General features: G+C 36.9%; 10 protein-coding genes and 1 rRNA gene (1 of these 11 only partly in view). 8 read left to right on the forward strand and 3 right to left on the reverse strand.

The features are described 5' to 3' along the window. From AC559H_RS13460 to AC559H_RS13470, 3 genes are all read right to left on the reverse strand, one after another. Positions 1-386: ribosomal RNA gene (locus AC559H_RS13460) — 23S ribosomal RNA — on the reverse strand; it reaches 2,500 nt to the left of the window's first position. A 127-nt stretch (positions 387-513) separates the two neighbouring features. After that, positions 514-1,470, reverse strand: a complete 957-nt coding sequence (locus AC559H_RS13465) for a circadian clock protein KaiA (RefSeq protein ID WP_330943415.1) — start codon at positions 1,468-1,470, stop codon at positions 514-516. An 87-nt stretch (positions 1,471-1,557) separates the two neighbouring features. After that, positions 1,558-2,691 carry an aldo/keto reductase gene (locus AC559H_RS13470; RefSeq protein WP_036832711.1) on the reverse strand — a complete coding sequence of 378 codons (1,134 nt, stop codon included), beginning with the start codon at positions 2,689-2,691 and terminating at the stop codon, positions 1,558-1,560. Positions 2,692-2,943: 252 nt separating this feature from the next. Here AC559H_RS13470 and aerA point away from each other — a divergent pair, with 252 nt between their 5' ends. From aerA to AC559H_RS13510, 8 genes are all read left to right on the forward strand, one after another. Further along, a complete protein-coding gene (gene aerA, locus AC559H_RS13475; protein WP_026796166.1) occupies positions 2,944-7,188 on the forward strand; it encodes an aeruginoside biosynthesis non-ribosomal peptide synthetase/polyketide synthase AerA in 4,245 nt (1,414 codons plus the stop codon). A gap of 175 nt (positions 7,189-7,363) precedes the next feature. Continuing rightward, positions 7,364-12,160: an aeruginoside biosynthesis non-ribosomal peptide synthetase AerB gene (gene aerB / locus AC559H_RS13480; RefSeq protein ID WP_026796165.1), complete on the forward strand. Its 4,797-nt coding sequence runs from the start codon at positions 7,364-7,366 to the stop codon at positions 12,158-12,160. Between the two features lie 36 nt (positions 12,161-12,196). After that, a complete protein-coding gene (locus AC559H_RS13485) occupies positions 12,197-13,063 on the forward strand; it encodes a hypothetical protein (RefSeq protein ID WP_051319629.1) in 867 nt (288 codons plus the stop codon). Positions 13,064-13,103: 40 nt separating this feature from the next. Further along, positions 13,104-15,314 carry an aeruginoside biosynthesis protein AerC gene (gene aerC, locus AC559H_RS13490; RefSeq protein WP_026796164.1) on the forward strand — a complete coding sequence of 737 codons (2,211 nt, stop codon included), beginning with the start codon at positions 13,104-13,106 and terminating at the stop codon, positions 15,312-15,314. 100 nt (positions 15,315-15,414) lie between these two features. Continuing rightward, positions 15,415-16,023 (forward strand): aeruginoside biosynthesis prephenate decarboxylase AerD, encoded by a 609-nt coding sequence (aerD, locus tag AC559H_RS13495; protein ID WP_026796163.1) that lies wholly within the window; start codon positions 15,415-15,417, stop codon positions 16,021-16,023. 47 nt (positions 16,024-16,070) lie between these two features. Further along, the gene (gene aerE, locus AC559H_RS13500; protein ID WP_026796162.1) at positions 16,071-16,712 is read left to right on the forward strand and encodes an aeruginoside biosynthesis protein AerE; all 642 of its coding nucleotides are present in this window, start codon (positions 16,071-16,073) and stop codon (positions 16,710-16,712) included. A gap of 28 nt (positions 16,713-16,740) precedes the next feature. Next, positions 16,741-17,535, forward strand: a complete 795-nt coding sequence (locus tag AC559H_RS13505; protein WP_026796161.1) for an SDR family oxidoreductase — start codon at positions 16,741-16,743, stop codon at positions 17,533-17,535. 36 nt (positions 17,536-17,571) lie between these two features. Further along, positions 17,572-18,501: a putative capsular polysaccharide synthesis family protein gene (locus tag AC559H_RS13510; RefSeq protein WP_026796160.1), complete on the forward strand. Its 930-nt coding sequence runs from the start codon at positions 17,572-17,574 to the stop codon at positions 18,499-18,501. The last annotated feature ends 186 nt before the right edge of the window (positions 18,502-18,687 follow it).

Genomic DNA, 18,687 nt, shown 5'->3' on the forward strand with positions numbered 1-18,687 from the left:
TCAGCTAGGCTTTTTGAGTTTTCGACTACGGGACTTTCACCCTCTCTGGTGCAGGTTTCATCTGCTTTGTCTAACTCTGTCGAGTCCAGTGTCGCTGTCCCACTACCCCAATCGGTAAACCGACTGGTTTAGGCTGTTTCCCTTTCGCTCACCACTACTCGGGAAATCGCTTTTGCTTTCTTTTCCTCGGGCTACTAAGATGTTTCAGTTCGCCCGGTTCGCTCATACCCACCTATTTTATTCAGTGGGCTGTTTTTGGGTTGCCCCATTCGGACACCTCCGGCTCGTTGCTCGCTTCCAGCTCCCCGGAGTTTATCGTCGGTCGCCACGTCCTTCTTCGCCTCTGTGTGCCAAGGTTTCCACCGTCAGCCCTTTCTATCTTGACCACTCATTTCAACTACTCCAGTTTCTCTGCAATCTTCAGTGTTTCTGAACTGAATTTAATATATTTAAACAGAGCAATCTTTCATTCTAAAGGTTGCTTTTGTTTTCTTTAATGAAATAGTCTGTTGATTAAGAATCCCTAGGAATTGAGCGACGGTACATTTCACATAAATGGGCAATCGTATCAATTAAGGTCAATCGGTAGTCTAATAAAACATCTTCGCTTCTGCCTTCTAATTTAAGCTGTTTAGAAAAATTATCCATTAATTCCATGTGAATTTCCACAATTCTGGTAACTGGAACATCAGCAAAAAAAGCCAAGTTTACATATTCATCAATTTTATTATTCAAATTTTGATCGGCGGAAAAATAACTCAGAACAATTTGGCGATATTTTGTTTTTAACTGATCAATAAACTCCTGACGTTCTGTAGGAGCAAGATTACGGATAAAATTCTGGGGACTTCTTTTATAGTAAACACCCAAATATCCTAATCGCTCATGGAGTTTACTCACTAGGCGACGTTGTTGACGGATGATAAAATTTGTTAGCTCTGTGGGAGCATTGCCACTAGCAGACTGTTCAGTGAGACGAGCCGTAATCGCATGGGTAATAAACTGACTAATGGCTTGGTCAATATAGCCTGAAATTTGATTCAGTTGATTATTTGTGATTCTTACCTCGGTACAGTGGTACAAATACTGTGAGGAATCTTCTTCCGGTTTGTAAGTGTCAGAAGGATTAGTCGTTGTTTGAGTTAAAGTGTCTGTAGGTTGGGGTTGTGATGTAATAATAACCACCGGAACTGAAAGAGATTGCTCCTGAAGATGTTGACTAAGGAGGAGCAAATCTGGATTATCCTCAAGAACGATACAATCGAGTTGATGTCTTTCTTGAGCCATGAATTGGAGGAACGTTTCAACAGACTGGATTTGCACTGCCGTATAGCTATCATTCTGCAAATGAGACATGATGACATTTGCCAGCCCCAGGGTCGGCATAAAAACACCGATTGATAGCTGTGGGCGCCAAACTGTCGGAGAAGTTGAAACCAAGTTTTCACCGAACAAATCAGCCAGAGTCAATCTCTCCATTACTAAGATTGCTTAATCCTACATAATATTTAATCACAAATTGTAACTAATCTTTAACTATTCCTGGGAAAAATGCTGCTATTTGGATTCAGAGCCTATCTGATCACTGGCGGTAGCTAAGGCTTTATAGAATTTGGTAGCTAGGGGTTTAATCCGAGTTAAGGCTGAATTTTCTGTGACATGATCGATTGTTTTCATCCCGACTAAGGCGGTCAGTAATTTGGGACAAGAACGAGTAAACTGAAGGGCTTGCAGGGTCGGCGTTAACGGGGTTTGATCAAGTATCTCTTGCAGAGCTTTTGGAATTTGACCAACGGCCTTGGTCTGACCAATGGAGGCACTAGAAATCACGGATAGACCCAAACGGTGAGCCACTTCTAGGACAGGAAGCCATGTTCGTTTCACTTGTTGAGTGGGTTGAACCAATGCCTCTAGCATCGTGGCATTGAAAGGTAACTGAAGGAATTTGAAATGATCTGTCCCATTGGGGGCCACTTGAGATGCAATCGCTTTTGCCTTGGCTAAATCAAGATGGTTGGGGTGGGTTGGTGGGACTCGGAAGCCATCCCAAGTAGCTAACCCATAGCTACTAATTTTTCCTTGACTAACGGCTTTTTCTAATACTTCAAATGCCAGCATTAAACGGTGATAAAAAATTTCTGGCGAAACTTCAGATAATTGCATTTCAGGGTTATGAAGATAATAAATATCAATTGTTTCTACTCCCAAATTATCCAAACTGCGCTCCAGTTGATCCCAAATATATTCCGGGTGTAGGCAGTGACATTCTGCCACTAAATCCCCAGGTTTGATTGAAAATCTACTGTTTTCAATATATCGAGAATAAAACCAACTGATCCGATCTAAATCGGGAATAAAACCTCCTTTCGTACAAATAATTAATTCATCTCTGGAGACAACTTCATCCCGGATTAAAGCGCGTAAAGCATGGCTTAGACTCCATTCAGCGTGCATATAGCGATAATTAATTGCGGTATCAATCAAATTAATTCCATTTTTAACCGACTCGATAATTGCGTCGGTGACCCGATCATCTGTTCGGGAGTCTGCGGCACCTAAATAAGTACCAATACCTATCGAACTTACAACCCAATCATTGGCTTCTCGAAAATGAGCAGCAATACATTCTTGCTGATGCCGTTCTCGATATCTTTGAGTTCCTGTTAAAGTTGCTTTACCTGAAATTTTCATACTGTTATAAGTTAAATGGGCCAATAAACCTCTAAATACTTTTACGGAATCTTAACAAGTTTTTCCTACATCTCCATATTATAATTGACAAAGACAAAGACTAATACTCAAATCAAAACAATGCAATCTTTTTCTTCTGTTTGTAATTAAGCTGTTCCATTTTCTATGGTATCATAATAAACCAACAGGTTCAACCCTAAAAGCTCCTTTTTAAGAGGCTTTCAAAAAGTATATCCAGTTATTTTTTTAGGTATGACTACTAATCAACAAAATTCACAATTAAATTGCCAGAAAATCGCGGAAGTCTTGTTATCAAATCCATTGGTAGAAGATTGCTATTTACTGATACGGGATAGTGAATTAGTCGCTTATATCGTTTACTCTGGAACCGGGAATCCAGAACAATTATCCTCTGATGTGCAGTCAAAATTACCCGATCATCTCTTACCCACTCTCTATGTGCAAGTTTCTAACTTACCCTTAACAAATACTGGTTGTGTCGATGAGTTAGCCTTAAAAAATATAGAAATTATCGACGAAAATTTAGTCAATAATACCGAAAAAAAACTACAGTCTTTATCAGGGATTGAGCAAGTTGCTGTGGTCATTACTTCCCAAAAATACAAAAATCTCCCGCTACATCTATCGGAATTATTGCCATTAAAACAACCAGAAATAGTTGAGAAGCAGAATCAAGAAATCGAAACCCAGATCATTCTACCCATTCACGCTTCTAATGCTCAACAAGCTATTAGTCACGGACAACCTTTAGTAGAGTCTGTACTACAGCCAAAAACCTTGGGAGATCTGCTTCAGAAAACAGCCGAAAACTATCCGAATAGAGGAATTATCTATATTCAGTCTAATGGTTCTCAGATATTTCAATCCTATCAACAATTATGGGAACAAGCCCAAAGAATACAAACAGGATTACAAAAGCTAGGTTTACAGAATCAAGATAAAGTCATTTTCCAATTATCGGAAAATTGTGACATCATTTCCGCATTTTGGGGATGTATTTTAGGGGGCTTTATTCCAGTGATTCTCTCAGTTCCACCCACCTACAAAGAGATTAATCATGAAATTAATAAAATTTGTCAGGTCTGGGAATTGTTAGAACAGCCTCTAGTGATCACGAATGAATCCCGACAACAAGACGTAAAAAAATTAGAAAAATGGCTATCTAATCAACCCATTAAACTGAGTTTTATTGAGGAATTAAAAACCTACTCCCCCCATCATTCCCATATTAGTCAACCTGATGATATAGCTTTTTTCAATCTGACATCAGGTAGCACGGGAATGTCTAAATGTATATCATTAACCCATAAAAATATTATCTCTCGTGCGAGAGGAGCCAACATAATTTGTGAATATAATAACGACGATATTATCCTGAATTGGCTGCCTTTTGACCATATCGGGAGCATTTCTGAGTTGCATATTCGCTGTGTTGATTTAGGATGCCAAATGGTCTATGTTCAAACGGAATATATATTAGGTCGTCCTCTCAATTGGTTAGATTTAATTCATCAATACCGGATTACTCATAGTTGGGCTCCTAATTTTGCTTATAATCTGATCAATGAAGCTCTTAAAAAAGAACCCTCTCAGACTTGGAATTTAGACTCAATTAAATTCTTTTTAGTAGCTGGTGAAGCGGTTTCTGATCAAGTGGTCGGAGAATTTACTAATAAACTTCATAGCGAATATAACTTGAAAACAACGGCGATTCGTCCTGCTTTCGGGATGGCGGAAATGGGATCGGGAATTACTTATTATCAACCGACAATAGAACAGCCTTTACTCTTTCATACGGTTGATAAATATTCCCTGACTCATACTTTAAAAAGAGTCCATCCTGAACATCCCAATAGCACAACCTTTACGGATTTAGGATTACCTATTCCTGGCGTATCAATTAGAATTGTTGATCAAGAAAATTCCCTACTTCCAGAAGAAACGATTGGTCATTTACAAGTCAAAGGAGATCCAGTTTCACCGGGATATTATAAAAATCCAGAAGCAAATCAAGAAGCTTTCTTAAAAGATGGCTGGTTTAAGACAGGAGATTTAGGATTTATTAGCAACGGACATTTAGTGATTACAGGAAGAAGTAAAGAAACGATTATTATTAATGGGGTGAATTATTACAGTCACGAAATTGAAACAGTTGTTGAAGCCATTGAAGAAGTAGCAGCATCTTATACCGCCGCTTGTGCTGTTCATGATCCTAAGAGTAGTACAGATCAATTAGCTTTATTTTTTAGTGTAGAAATCGATCCCCAGGATTTACCTGAACTGCTGAAAAAGATTAGACGAAAAGTGATTAACAGTTTTGGCGTGAATCCCGAATATTTAATCCCCTTAAATAAAAACGAAATCCCCAAAACTTCTATCGGTAAAATTCAGCGATCGCAATTAACTAAACGTTTTGAAGCCGGGGAATTTAATCCTGTTCTTAAAGAGATAGATATTCTATTAGAAAATGCGAATACTATTCCTGATTGGTTTTACCGGAAAGTTTGGAAGTCCAGATCTCCGGTTAATCTGAAGCCAGAACTTTCTAACAATTATACTTTAATTTTTTTGGATCAGTTAGGTTTAGGAGAATTTTTAGCTGCACAAATCCAAGCCAAAAACTTACCCTTTGTAACGGTTTTGGCGGGAGAAGAATTTTCTAAATTAAGTAACGATCGCTATACAATAAAACCAGGGGAAGCAGAACACTATCAACATTTAATGGCATCCTTAGCAGAGCAAAAAATTACTATTGGGAATATTATTCATCTCTGGACGTATCAAAAATATTCGGGAGAAATTGATAGTATAGAGCAGCTAGAAAAAGCACAAAATCTAGGAATCTATAGTTTATTGTTCCTCGTTCAAGCCCTAGCTAAAATTCACGATTTAAACCGAACAATTCAATTGTTATTTGTTTCTAGCCATAGCCAATTTGTTACTAAAGCTGATGAAATTGCTTATGAAAAATCTCCCGTTTTAGGACTGATTAAAAGCCTAGCTCAAGAAATTCCTTGGTTAAATAGTCGTCATCTCGATTTACCCATTGATAAAAATGAAATCAATGGGGCTGATCTTCTCCAAGAACTTTACGTTTTATCAAGGGAAAGAGAAATTGCCTATCGAGCAGGAAAGCGTTTTATTTCTGGCTTGAAAAAAGTCAATTTACCTGAACAACTTAAACAAGAATTACCCTTTAAACCAGGGGGAATTTATCTAATTACTGGGGGCTTAGGAGGAATAGGCATAAAAGTTGCTGAATATTTGCTTAAAAATTATCAGGCTCGGTTACTATTGATTGGAAAAACCGCTTTACCGGAAAAACATCTCTGGAATGATCATCTGAAAAAAGAAGATGAATTTTCCTTGAAAATCAAAAATTTACAAGCCTTAGAAAACCTGGGGGGAGAAGTAATTTACCAAGCGGTAGATGTTGCTAATTACACTCAAGTACAGCAAGCTGTAGACGAGGTGAAACAGCATTGGAAAGGAGAACTCGATGGAGTCATTCATCTAGCAGGAATCTATAAAAATTGTTTACTGCTGGACGAAACAAAACAAGGTTTAGCAGCCATTCTTCGTCCCAAAGTATTAGGCACTTGGATCTTACATCAACTGATCAAAGAATCTCAGGGAATTTTTATCAGTTTTTCATCCTTAGCTAGTTTTTATGGATGGGCAGCTTTGGGTTCCTATGCTGCTGCTAATACTTTCCTAGAACATCTCAATAACTATCAAAAATCCAAACATTTGTTTCCTAGTTATTGTTATAGTTGGACAACTTGGCAAGAAACAGGAATGAGTAAAGGCTATCAGATGCAATATCTAACCCAATCTCAAGGGTATTACGATATGACAGTACAGCAAGGATTAGACTCATTTTTAGCGAGTTTATATCATAACCAAGGACAGTTAATGATCGGTTTAGATGGGAGCAATTCTAAAATTAAACGTTTTACATCTTTGTCTGAGGGATTACAGAAATTAACGGCTTATTACGTCCCGAAATCACCTCCTAATCCGATTAATTTAGCCGATCATTTAACCCTAAAAGATCGATTTGGAACTCCCTATAACTGTTCATTGATTCCTAGACAATCCCTCCCTCTTACAGACCAGGGTGAAATTGATAAACAACAATTAATCAGGGAACTTCAGGGTCAAGAAAATAGCGAATGGATAGCGCCCAGAACCGAAGCAGAAAGTAAAGTCGCTCAAATTTGGCAAAATGTCCTTAACCTACCCCAAATCGGTATTCACGACAATTTTTTTGAACTCGGAGGACATTCATTGCTGGGGAGTCAAGTCATATCTCGTTTGCGGGATGTTTTCTCATTGGAATTATCTTTACAGAGTTTATTAGAATACCCGACTGTGGCTAGTTTAACTCAAACCCTTGAGGTGCTTAATGTAGCCAAAAATAGTCACAGTGCTATGACAAAAACCCAAGAAGATTACGAAGAAGGAGAATTATGAAAATATGTTGATTGAGGCTTTTTAGAGTTCGTTTTATGTAGAATGTAAAGTTATATATATGTATTTGATATTTCTGGTCAGGGATATGCTATAAACAATGACCAGAAAACGAACCCAAATCCAAAAAAACTAAACCGCTATTCACACAAACAGAAATTCAGGAAAAAGGCACCGAATGAAAGTAGTAGAATTTTTATCTTACTTAAATAGTTTAGAGATCAAACTTTGGCTTGAGGAAGAAAAGTTAAAATATCAGGCTCCCCAGGGAGTAATGACAGCCGAAATTAAGCAAGAAATCGGCACAAGAAAACCAGAAATTCTCGACTTTTTAAGCAGAGAAGCCCAACCATCCCCTAACTCTCCTGAATCAGTCATTATTCCTGTTTCACGGGATGAAGATTTACCCCTATCTTTTGCTCAACAGAGGATGTGGTTTCTCTATCAGATGGATAGTCAAAATCCTGCTTACAATGAGTGTCCAGCCATCCGTTTAACGGGAAACTTAAATATTGATATTTTGGAGCAGAGTCTCAACACCATTATTCAACGTCATGAAATTTTGCGGACAACCTTCCCGATGGTCGAAGGAAAACCCATCCAGAAAATTGCTCCCTTCCTGAAGGTCAATTTGTTAATAGTTGAGTTAAAAGACTTACCGATAGAAAAAGTAGAAGAAATCGTCGCTCAAGAACTACAAAAACCCTTCGATTTAACTCAATCTCCGTTGTTAAGATTTACTCTTTTTGATTTGGGATATGAAGATTATATTTTAGTTCCAGTTATTCATCATATTATTATTGATGGTTGGTCAAAAGGGATCTTATTTAAAGAATTATCTAGCTTTTATCAAGCATTATTATCAAATTCGACTGCTTCTTTACCCGAATTAACGATTCAGTATGCAGATTTTGCAGTTTGGCAAAGACAATGGTTACAAGGAGAAGTTTTAGCAAACCAGCTAAACTATTGGAAAAAACAATTAGCTGCTGCTCCTCCTTTATTAGAACTTCCCACAGACAAACCTCGTCCTCCCATCCCCAGTTTTCGAGGCTCTAGTATTTGCTTTAAAATCGACTCGGATGTAACAGAAAAACTGAAAAGTCTCAGTCAAAAATCAGGGGTTACTCTATTTATGACCTTACTGGCTACTTTAAACACTTTACTCTTTCGTTATAGTAGCCAAAAAGATATTTTGGTAGGAACTCCCACGGCCAACCGAAATCGACAAGAAATTGAACCCCTGATTGGTTTTTTTGTCAATACTTTAGTGATGCGAAATTCCCTAGAAGGGAATCTTTCTTTTTCAGAATTATTGCAACAAGTTCGTAATGGGGTCTTAGCAGCTTATGCAAACCAAGATGTTCCTTTTGAGCAAGTGGTAGATGCCTTACAGATAGAACGGAGCTTGAGTTATAATCCCCTATTTCAAGTAATGTTTGCCCTACAAAATACCCCTCTAACAGCCTTAGACTTACCGGGGTTAAGGGCGAAATCTATGGCTGTAGAAAACGTCAGAGTGAAATTTGATCTAACCTTAATTTTAGAAGAAATAGAGACAGATCAAGGAACTTATTTAGAGGGTTATTGGGAATATAATGGCGATCTATATACAGCCGAAAGAATCACCCGTTTGATGGGTCATTTCCAAACTTTATTGAAGGGAATTGTGAAAAATCCTCAGCAAAAAGTCGGGGAATTACCCTTACTAACTGACCCAGAAAAACAACAAATATTAGTGGAATGGAATCAAACTCAAGTCCCCTATCGGGATCATCAATGTATTCATCAGTTATTTGAAGAACAAGTTGCCAAAAATCCTGATGCTGTGGCGGTCATTTATGAACAGGAATCCCTCACCTATCAACAGTTAAATCAAAAAGCAAATCAACTCGCCCATTATCTACAAAGTTTAGGGATTAAAACCGAGGAATTAGTAGGGATTTGTGTAGAGCGATCGCCATTAATAATTATTGGTATTTTAGGAATTCTTAAAGCGGGTGCAGCTTATTTACCTTTAGATCCCAACTATCCATCAGAACGTCTAGCTTATATGCTAGAAGATGCTGCGGTATCTGTATTATTAACTCAGAAAAATTTAGTTCACTGTTTACCCAACTATCAAGGACAGAAGTTTTGCTTAGATAAAGATTGGGAAATCATTGCTCAGAATTGTCAAGATAATCCCATCAATCAGATCACTTCCCAGAACTTAGCCTATATCATCTATACCTCCGGTTCTACAGGACAGCCAAAAGGCGTTTTAATTGAACATCAAAGTTTATTAAATCTTATTTTTTGGCATCAAAATGCCTTTAATATTACGGAAATAGATCGAGCGACTCAATTAGCAGGAATTGCTTTTGATGCTTCAGTATGGGAAATCTGGCCTTATCTAACCTGCGGTGCTTGTCTGGCTATTGTTCCCCAAGATCTGCTCACATCACCGAACCAGCTTAAACAGTGGTTAATGGATCAAAAAATAACCGTTTCTTTCATACCAACTCCCTTGGCAGAAATCTTGATTTCCCTAGATTGGCTTTCTATCTGTAGTTTAAGATTAATGTTAACTGGAGGAGACAAACTGAGTGATTTTCCTTCGACCTCGATTCCGTTTATATTGGTGAATAACTATGGGCCAACAGAAAATACAGTAGTAACAACATCACAAAAAATTACCCCTAATTTATCAGCAGAAAAAGCACCTGCCATCGGTCGTCCAATTGCTAACACTCAAGTCTATATTTTAGATCAGTATCAACAACCTGTTCCTATTGGAATTCCGGGGGAATTATACATTGGGGGATCGGGATTAGCACGAGGCTATTTGAACCGTTCAGAGTTAACTGATTCTAAATTTATTCCGAATCCTTTTAGGATTAGACAAGACAATAGTGAAGTGTTGTTACCAACCGATCGCCTTTACAAAACAGGTGATTTGGTTCGTTATGGAAACGATGGACAAATTGAATTTGTGGGTCGTATTGATGATCAGGTCAAGATTAGAGGTTTTAGAATTGAATTAGGGGAAATAGAAACCGTCCTCAATCAACATCCTCAAGTTAAAGAAGCAATAATCATTGCCAGAGAAGATCAACCAGGTGTGAAGCGCTTGTGTGCTTACATCATCGGCCATAAAAAACTAAGTATTTCGGAATTGCGTCTATTTTTGCAAGAAAAGTTACCTCAATATATGATTCCTTCTTTCTTGATCATTTTAGAAGCTTTTCCCCTAACTGCTAATGGTAAAATTGATCGCCGGGCTCTACCTCAACCAGCACTTGAGTTAGAGGATGAAGATGTCAGAAATATTACTCCTAGTACAGACACAGAAAAAATTCTGATTGCAATTTGGCAAGAAATTCTAGGACTCAAAAAAATTAGTATTAATGACAACTTTTTTGAATTGGGAGGAGATTCAATCCTAGGCATTCAAATCATTGCTAAAGCCAATCAAGCGGGACTAGAAATTACCCCAAAACAGTTATTTAGCCATCAAACTATTGCCCAATTAGCAACAGTAACTGAGAAAGCTCCTGTCACTCAAATCATGCAGGATTTGGTTAGCGGTCAAGTTCCTTTAACGCCGATTCAACAGTGGTTTTTTGAGCAAAATTTACCCGAACCCGATCACTTTAATCAATCGGTATTGTTAGAAGTTCCGGCTGATCTACAACCGGATTTATTAAAACCAGCCATTGCCAAATTACTGTATCACCATGATGCTTTACGTTTACGATTTCTGCATAAACAGGGACAATGGCAACAGTATCACAGCGATGATTGGGAGTCTTTTGGTTTTAAAGTCATGGATTTATCCCCGATGTCTTCGGGCGAACAATTGACCACAATGGCAGAAATTTCAGAGGCTCAACAGCGCTCCCTAAATTTAGAAAAAGGCCCCTTAATTTCGGCGATTTTCTTTCAATTAGGTGATGCAGGACGATTGTTAATTATTATTCATCATCTAGTAGTTGATGGGGTTTCCTGGCGCATTTTCCTAGAAGATTTACTCACCAGTTACCACCAATTAGAAACCGGAAAACCTCTGGAATTACCCCTAAAAACTAGCTCCTTTAAACATTGGGCTGAGGAAATCCAAAATTATGCTCAAAACCCAGAACACAAGTCTTACTTAGATTACTGGTTAAAGCAGGATTTTCCCTCAATTCCCCATCTTCCCTTGGATTATCAAGCTGATATCAAGTCTAATACCGTTGCTCATGCGAGAACGGTCTCTTTTACCCTGGGCGAAGAACAAACTCGCTTACTATTGCAGGATGTTCCTCAAGCATACAACACCCAAATTAATGATGTATTACTGACGGCTTTAGTACAAGCTTTTGCTCGTTGGACAGGGTTTTGTGATCTTGTTATTGACATTGAAGGTCATGGGAGGGAAAATGTAATCAACTCCCTGAGTTTGTCCCGAACTATTGGTTGGTTTACCAGTATTTTTCCTGTCATTTTGACTTTAAAAAATATTGACCATCCTGGTGAATGTCTCAAGTCAGTTAAAGAGCAATTACGACAAATTCCAAATCGGGGAGTTGATTATGGAATTGGATATTATCTTAACCCAGATTTAACCATTCAATCCCGTCTAAGAAGTTATCCGAAACCAGAAATCAGCTTTAATTATTTGGGGCAATTTACTCGCCCACAAATAGGTTCTGTTGACTGGAAATTTTCTAAAGAATCGAGTGGTTCTATTCATAGTCCCTTGGGGCAACGTTGCCATTTAATTGATATTAATGGAATCGTTGTCGAGGGGAAACTAGAAATGGAATGGCAATATAGTGAGAATTTTCATCAAAAAACAACGATAGAAAATTTAGCTAATGCTTATCAAGAATCTTTAGAAATAATTATTAATCATTGTTTGTCAGGAGACGGAGGTTATACTCCATCGGATTTTCCCGATGCTGATCTCAATCAAGCAGAATTAGATGAACTGCTTTTAGAACTAGATTAAATCATTTCTGTACTCTAGCTGGAGATTTAAGCCCTTATGTTGCCATCTATTGAAAGCCTCACTCAAAGCAAAAATGGATTACTCAAGCAAGACATTGTATGTCAGTCAATGGATAAAGATATATGTAATTCATTAGCCCTAGAAATTCCCTGTATTTCTTATCAAAGTATGAAGCGTTCTTCTCGAGTATTAAGAGAATTTGTACTCTATTATTTTCCGCTTTATAATCTTTCTTGGAGTGACTTTTTTAGATTTTATCCAATTTTAGGTTTTATGGAAGCGCTGGTTTATGAAACCGATGAAGAAGTTGAGCAAATCCAAGCAACAAATTGTCTACTAAAACAACATTCCCCTTGGAAAACCAAACAAGAAATGATTTTAGCAGTTTTAGAAAAATCTAATTTTAAACATCATCAAGTTGAAACCTATTTAGATAACTTAGGAGAATACTTTGAACTAGAAACCCATTTATTAATTTCTCCTGAGATCACTCATCAAGAGATTATGAAAGCTGCTCAATTACGCTCTTCTGACTATCGATTTTTACATTGTACATTGCTAAAAATGTTAGGACAAAACTTTCATGATGAAGAATTAAATGAAGAGTTAAGATTAATGTGGTCATTAGAAGTTTTAAATGATATCGAAGACGACATAGAATCTTATGAAAAAGATGTGGCTACCAAACATTATAATACTTACAGGATGTTTGTTAAAATTTATGGACAACAAGCTCCTTATTATCTCAAAAAAGAATTGGATTACTATGAACATTTATTCCATCAAGGGGTTGAAAAAATATCAGACAATCCCTTAAAATATAAAGGATTTAAAAAATCTTGGAACGCCTATCGTCTTGATCATCCTGTTCCCTTAATTCCCCAGCCAATTTTGGAAAATTAATTTTTCAACAGAAAACATCTTTAAACATACCTAAGAGCCAATGAATCACATTAAGATTAAGTCGGAAACCCTAAATAAACTGTTCATTAATATAGGACAACAGCAAGGAGAAATTGTTTATAGAGGGCGTAAACTTGCTCAAAAATCTCAAAAAAATTGGGATGAATTTATCACCACTTTACTAGAAGGAAAAGGAAACCCACAGATAGGGAAAGTCTATCAAGATTTATCTCTAGCTGTAGAACAGTATAATCAAGAAGGTCAAAACCCCGTTGCTTTTGAAGTTGTTTATCATTACTTTGTCGCTAAAATTATCCGTTTAATCAATCTTAATCCAGCAGATTTTCCTCATCAATGGTATCTAGCTTGTAAAACAGAAGATGTTTCCCATCCAGGAAATTTTATTACTCTGAAACTGTTTCAAGAACCGCTAGTCATTGTCCATCAAGAAGACGGAACAATTGGATGTTTTCTTAATGTTTGTACTCACCGTCAATCTCCTGTTTTTGAAGGAAAAGGATGTGCGAGTCGTAATAAAAAAGTCCTTTGTCCCTATCATGGATGGGCGTTTGATTTAGACGGAAATTGTCAAAATGCCCCAGGAGCAAGTCGAGGGGAATTTGGCAGTAATTTTGACCTTAATCTATATGGGTTGCAAGAAATAGAAGTCAAGCAAGATGGGGAATATATTTTTGTCAAATTATTGCCAACCAAACCAGAAGAAAATGAGACAAAGAGAGATTATAATTCAGAAAATATCGGAGTAGCAATTGCCAACTTACTAGACCAAGTAAGTCCTGGTTATGCAGAAGGAAAAAGTGCTTCACTTCCTGAAGCTATTCGTCTCTGGCTAAAAATTGGTTATTTAGAAAAAGAGTTAACTTTTCTCGTAGCATCCCTTAATCATTCTCCAGGAATTATTTCTGAAGATGTTAATTATTCCCAAGAAACTGAATTATTGATTGAGTCTTTAGTTAGAGAACTTAAGCAAGCAATTTTGATGGTAGAGAATCAAGAGTTAACGGTCAATTTTGGGGAAATTTTAGAGCGTATTGGACTACCGCAAGAAATGGAAAAACCAACGAAATTTAATCCCTTTGAAGATTCAGAGTTAGGGGGAGAAAATGACTCAGAGGATGAACTAGCACAATTGAATACAGAACCTTTGCCTATTTGGATTTATGGGGATACAGCCCTATTTACCCTAGAAATTGACCATTTAATCGCTCCTACTTGGCAATTTGTCTGTCATATAAATGAAGTTCCCGAAGCAGGAAACTTCACTTGGTTAGATATTATTGGCGAGAGAGCTTATGTTATACGAACGAATGAAGGAGAATTATTTGCTGGAAGACTTAAACATCTAGATGAGCGCAATAATTCTCCTAATTTCAGTTTACCCAATTACGGATTAGAACCGATTGATATTGATATTTTTTATGGCTTTGTTTTTATTCGTTTCAGTTGGGAAGGAGCCAGACTCAAAGAACTTTGGTATCAAGCGGATTTACTAAAACCCTATAACCTCGAAGCCATGCAGCCTATTAATGGTCTTGGACGGTACGATATTAATGTCGAAGTTGACTATAAATTATTGTGGGAAAACTTTTTAGAAGACTACCATTTCCCCATGATGCACAAAGGCTTAACCCGTCGCTTTAAACTATCGAGTGATTGCGAAGGAATAAACGGGATGATTATTCCCATGAAAGACCCTCCATCTCCCTATTTAAACCCTACTGAACGCAAGTATTATGACTGTGCAAAAAGTTTAGGCAGACATTCTTGGGAACATGAAACCAAATTACAAGAAATAGCAGCACAAACCCAATCACTCCCAGAAACTTTGTGTTATTCTGCTTTTTGTTCCATGTCATCTCAAGAAGAGATGCCCATGCCCTTTTCTTTGAGTATCTTTCCTGAACACGTTCAAACATTTTCCATAGTGCCAGGAGGAGCTAGAGAAAGTCGTTTTCACGTCCGCAGTTATGCCCATCCAGTTGACCCAAATTCTCCCCATAGTCAAACCATAAAAGATGCCCAACTGGCTAATATTCAACTGTTGATTGAATCCTTACACGAAGACATTAGAGTTAACTATATTACCCAGGATAGTGTATCATCTATATTGTTTGAAAAAAAGGGAATATTTAGCATTGCCGAGTTGGATGTTGCTAAATTTCAACAAGCCATTCGTCTTAAATTACCTATGACCAAATTTCAAAATAGAACTTTCTTAGTAAATCATTAATCCCTTTTTATTCCCACAATTTTTCTGAACTTGAAATTGCTTTATTTTGTACAGGAAATGCTAATTTATCAACCCTTAAAAAATCTGGAGCCTTAAAACCATGTTAAAGTTTTCGATGGAATTTTGTTATCCCCAACCTGATGTAAAAACTTTAATCGTTGGCACTTTAGGGCCAAAAGAAACCAGTAGTGAACAGACCTTAAATTATCTGATTACTCAATGGCAAGCGGAACAAATTTCTGTTACCAGTCATTTATTTGATACCTTTACAGAGTTGAAAGAATCTTTGCTCCAAGATCAGGTGGATTTGGCTTTGGTTCCCCATGCTTATGAAAGAGTTAATGATTTTTATATGGAACCCAGTTTAAAACTAGGTTTTGTTTTTACCTATCCCACACCAGTTTATGGATTAGCCAAGCGCAAAAATGAAGAATTAGTTTGGGAAAATTGCACCCTAGTTACTCATCCCGCTCCCTTTCCTTTACTCCCTTATTTATTACCCGGCTACCCCAATCAAAAAAATATTAAAGTGGAGTTTGTTAATTCTACAAGTGCAGCCGCTATTCAAGTTAAGCAAGGGTTAGCCGATTTAGCAATCACCAATGAGAATGCTCTCAAAGAAAATGATTTAGAGTTTATTGCAGAATATGGGAAAATTGAGATGAGTTGGTCTATTTTTCATAAAAAAGGAACAGTCCATAGAGAATAAATAATTAAGAATTAATTTTTGAGAAAAACTTAATTAAGGAGATCAAAATGCCTACATTTTTCCCCGAAGGAAAAACAATTAATATCAATGGAGAAGTGGAGTTATTGGCATTCCAATGTCAGGATACAGTCGTCCAATTAGCCGCCATTGCACCAGGTGCTATTTTTCCCCTGCACCAACACACAGAAAGTCAAATCGGAATGATATTTAACGGCAATTTGGAAATGAATCTCAACGGGAATAAAACTGTTATTCAACCTTTAGATCATCTCTATGTTGCCGGGGCTAATGTTCTTCACGGTTCAGCTAATCTTTTGCCTGAAACCATCTTAGGATTTGATGTCAAAAGAATCATCAACCCTCCCAGACAAGGAGAAGATGAACCCACAATCCTGCGCCTGACTCCCACTGAAAATCATGCCACTGGTTTACCTTGTCAATCGGTTACGGGTTCTTGGTTTGAGATTATGATTACTCAGATTCCTCCAGGAAAAACAATCCCTAAACATCAGTCTAGTTGCCAAAAAATGGGAATTATTCTTAATGGAAAACTTGATGTTTATGTAGGGGGGGAAGAACAGCAACTAGCTTATGGTAATATTTACTATGCACCCCCTGAGATACCGCACGAAATATGTAATTTTACTTATGAAACAGTATCTTTACTTGATATTTTCATTACACAATAAATGTTTATACATTAGAGGATGAATAATTATGGATTTAGGATTAACAGGAAAAGTTGCTTTAGTGACAGGAGCTAGTGCAGGAATTGGTTTTGCTGTAGCCGAAAGATTAGCAGCAGAAGGATGCCGATTAATCATTTGCGGTAGGAATGGTGAGCAACTAGAGAAAGCCAGTCAATCTTTACTAAATTTTAATGTAGAAGTAATCCCTGTAATTGCCGATGTTCAAAACGAATCGGACTCGCAAAAGCTAGTAGAAATATCCCTTAGTAAGTTGGGCAGAATTGATATTTTAATTAATAACTCAGAAGGAGCTAGTTTTTCTGGAGAATCAATAGAAGATATCTCAGATGCAGAATGGAGAAGCGTATTTGAAGGAAAATTAATGGGCTATATTCGCATGACTAATTTGGTTTTGCCCAGGATGAAAAATCAGCAATGGGGACGAATTATTAATATTATTGGAACATCAGGAAAAGAACCCTCACCCCGTCTCGTGAAATCCGGTGTTGTGAATGCAGCCTTAATGAATTTCACTAAATCAGTCGCTAGACAAACAGCATCATCTAATGTTTTAATTAATAGCATTAACCCTGGAATTATTGATACTCCCAGGCATCGAGAATACCTGAAAATTTATGCCCAAAAAGAAGGTACTACTCAAGATTTTATTAGAGAAGGAATTATTAAAACAATTCCCATGAATCGCATTGGTAGCTCCGAAGAACTCGCTAATCTAGTCGTTTTTTTGGCCTCAGAATGTGCGAGTTATATAACAGGAATCACCATTCCTGTCGATGGTGGTTTATCATCTTCAGCATTTTAAATCCAAAACTAGAACAAAATCAAAACAATAACAATCATGAACACACAAACTCAAAAATCAGATCAAGTTGTTAATTATTATCCTGTCAAAGATACGATTAATTTTCAAATTTATTCATGGATTACTAATAGTATTAATATAGGGAAAACCGAACGTCAATTAAAAAAAGAACTGCTCAATCCTTCAGTAATCCTTAATTATCAAATGGGTAAAGTGGGTTCGGCTAATCTATATTTTGCACTTAAAAAAGCATTCCCAGAGCAAGCTATTTATCATCTTCATAATTTAAACTCTGAAATTGTCGCAAAAATTTGGAAACAAATTCAACTGAATCAACCCTATTATCCAATTACAATTCAACATTCATTTACGACCAAATATTTAAGTGATCATATTGAGGAAATCAAAGGTAAAAAAAATATCAAAATTATTACCGCAGTTCGAGATCCGATTGCCCGAAACATTTCTTGGTTTTATCAAGTTATTGAGAGTATTTTCCCTTGTTTTTTCAGAAAATTTAAGGAAGGATTAATTACGATAGATGAATTAGTTGAAAGTTTTTGGAATCAAGATTTTGTTCTTGGTAAACAGTTTGATTGGTTTGACTTAGAATTAAAATCTGTTTTTGAAATTGACATTAATTTAATTAATTTTTCTAAAGAAAAAGGATATTTAATTATCAATATTCCAGAAAAAAATATTGACTTATTAGTATTGAAATTAGAAAGAATGGATGATTGTTTAAAAGAGGCTGTCCAATCTTTTTTAAACATTGAACACCTAGATTATGAAAAACTTGATTTTGCGGAAGAAACCGATTATCATGAGATCTACAGTAAGTTAAAAAACAGTCTAACATTCAGCAATGAATACCTAGAAAAAATTTATGAACAACAGTTAGTTCGGCATTTTTACACCGATGAAGAAATTAACGCATTTAAGCGTAAATGGTCTAGGAAAAGCTAAAACTTTAAGTAGGCGGTCATCATTAAAGTATAGCAACCGCGCCTAGTGGTTAGGACATCCCCGTTTTCACAGAGAGAGGACAAGATTTATAAGCTGTCCCGCACCCGCCTGCGTGGGCATACAGGTTCTAAGCGTTATGGCGACTGCTATACTTAAAGAAACTCAGTTTATTCAATAAATTTTCTG

It is taken from the genome of Planktothrix prolifica NIVA-CYA 540 (assembly GCF_963864145.1).
GTDB lineage: Bacteria > Cyanobacteriota > Cyanobacteriia > Cyanobacteriales > Microcoleaceae > Planktothrix > Planktothrix agardhii.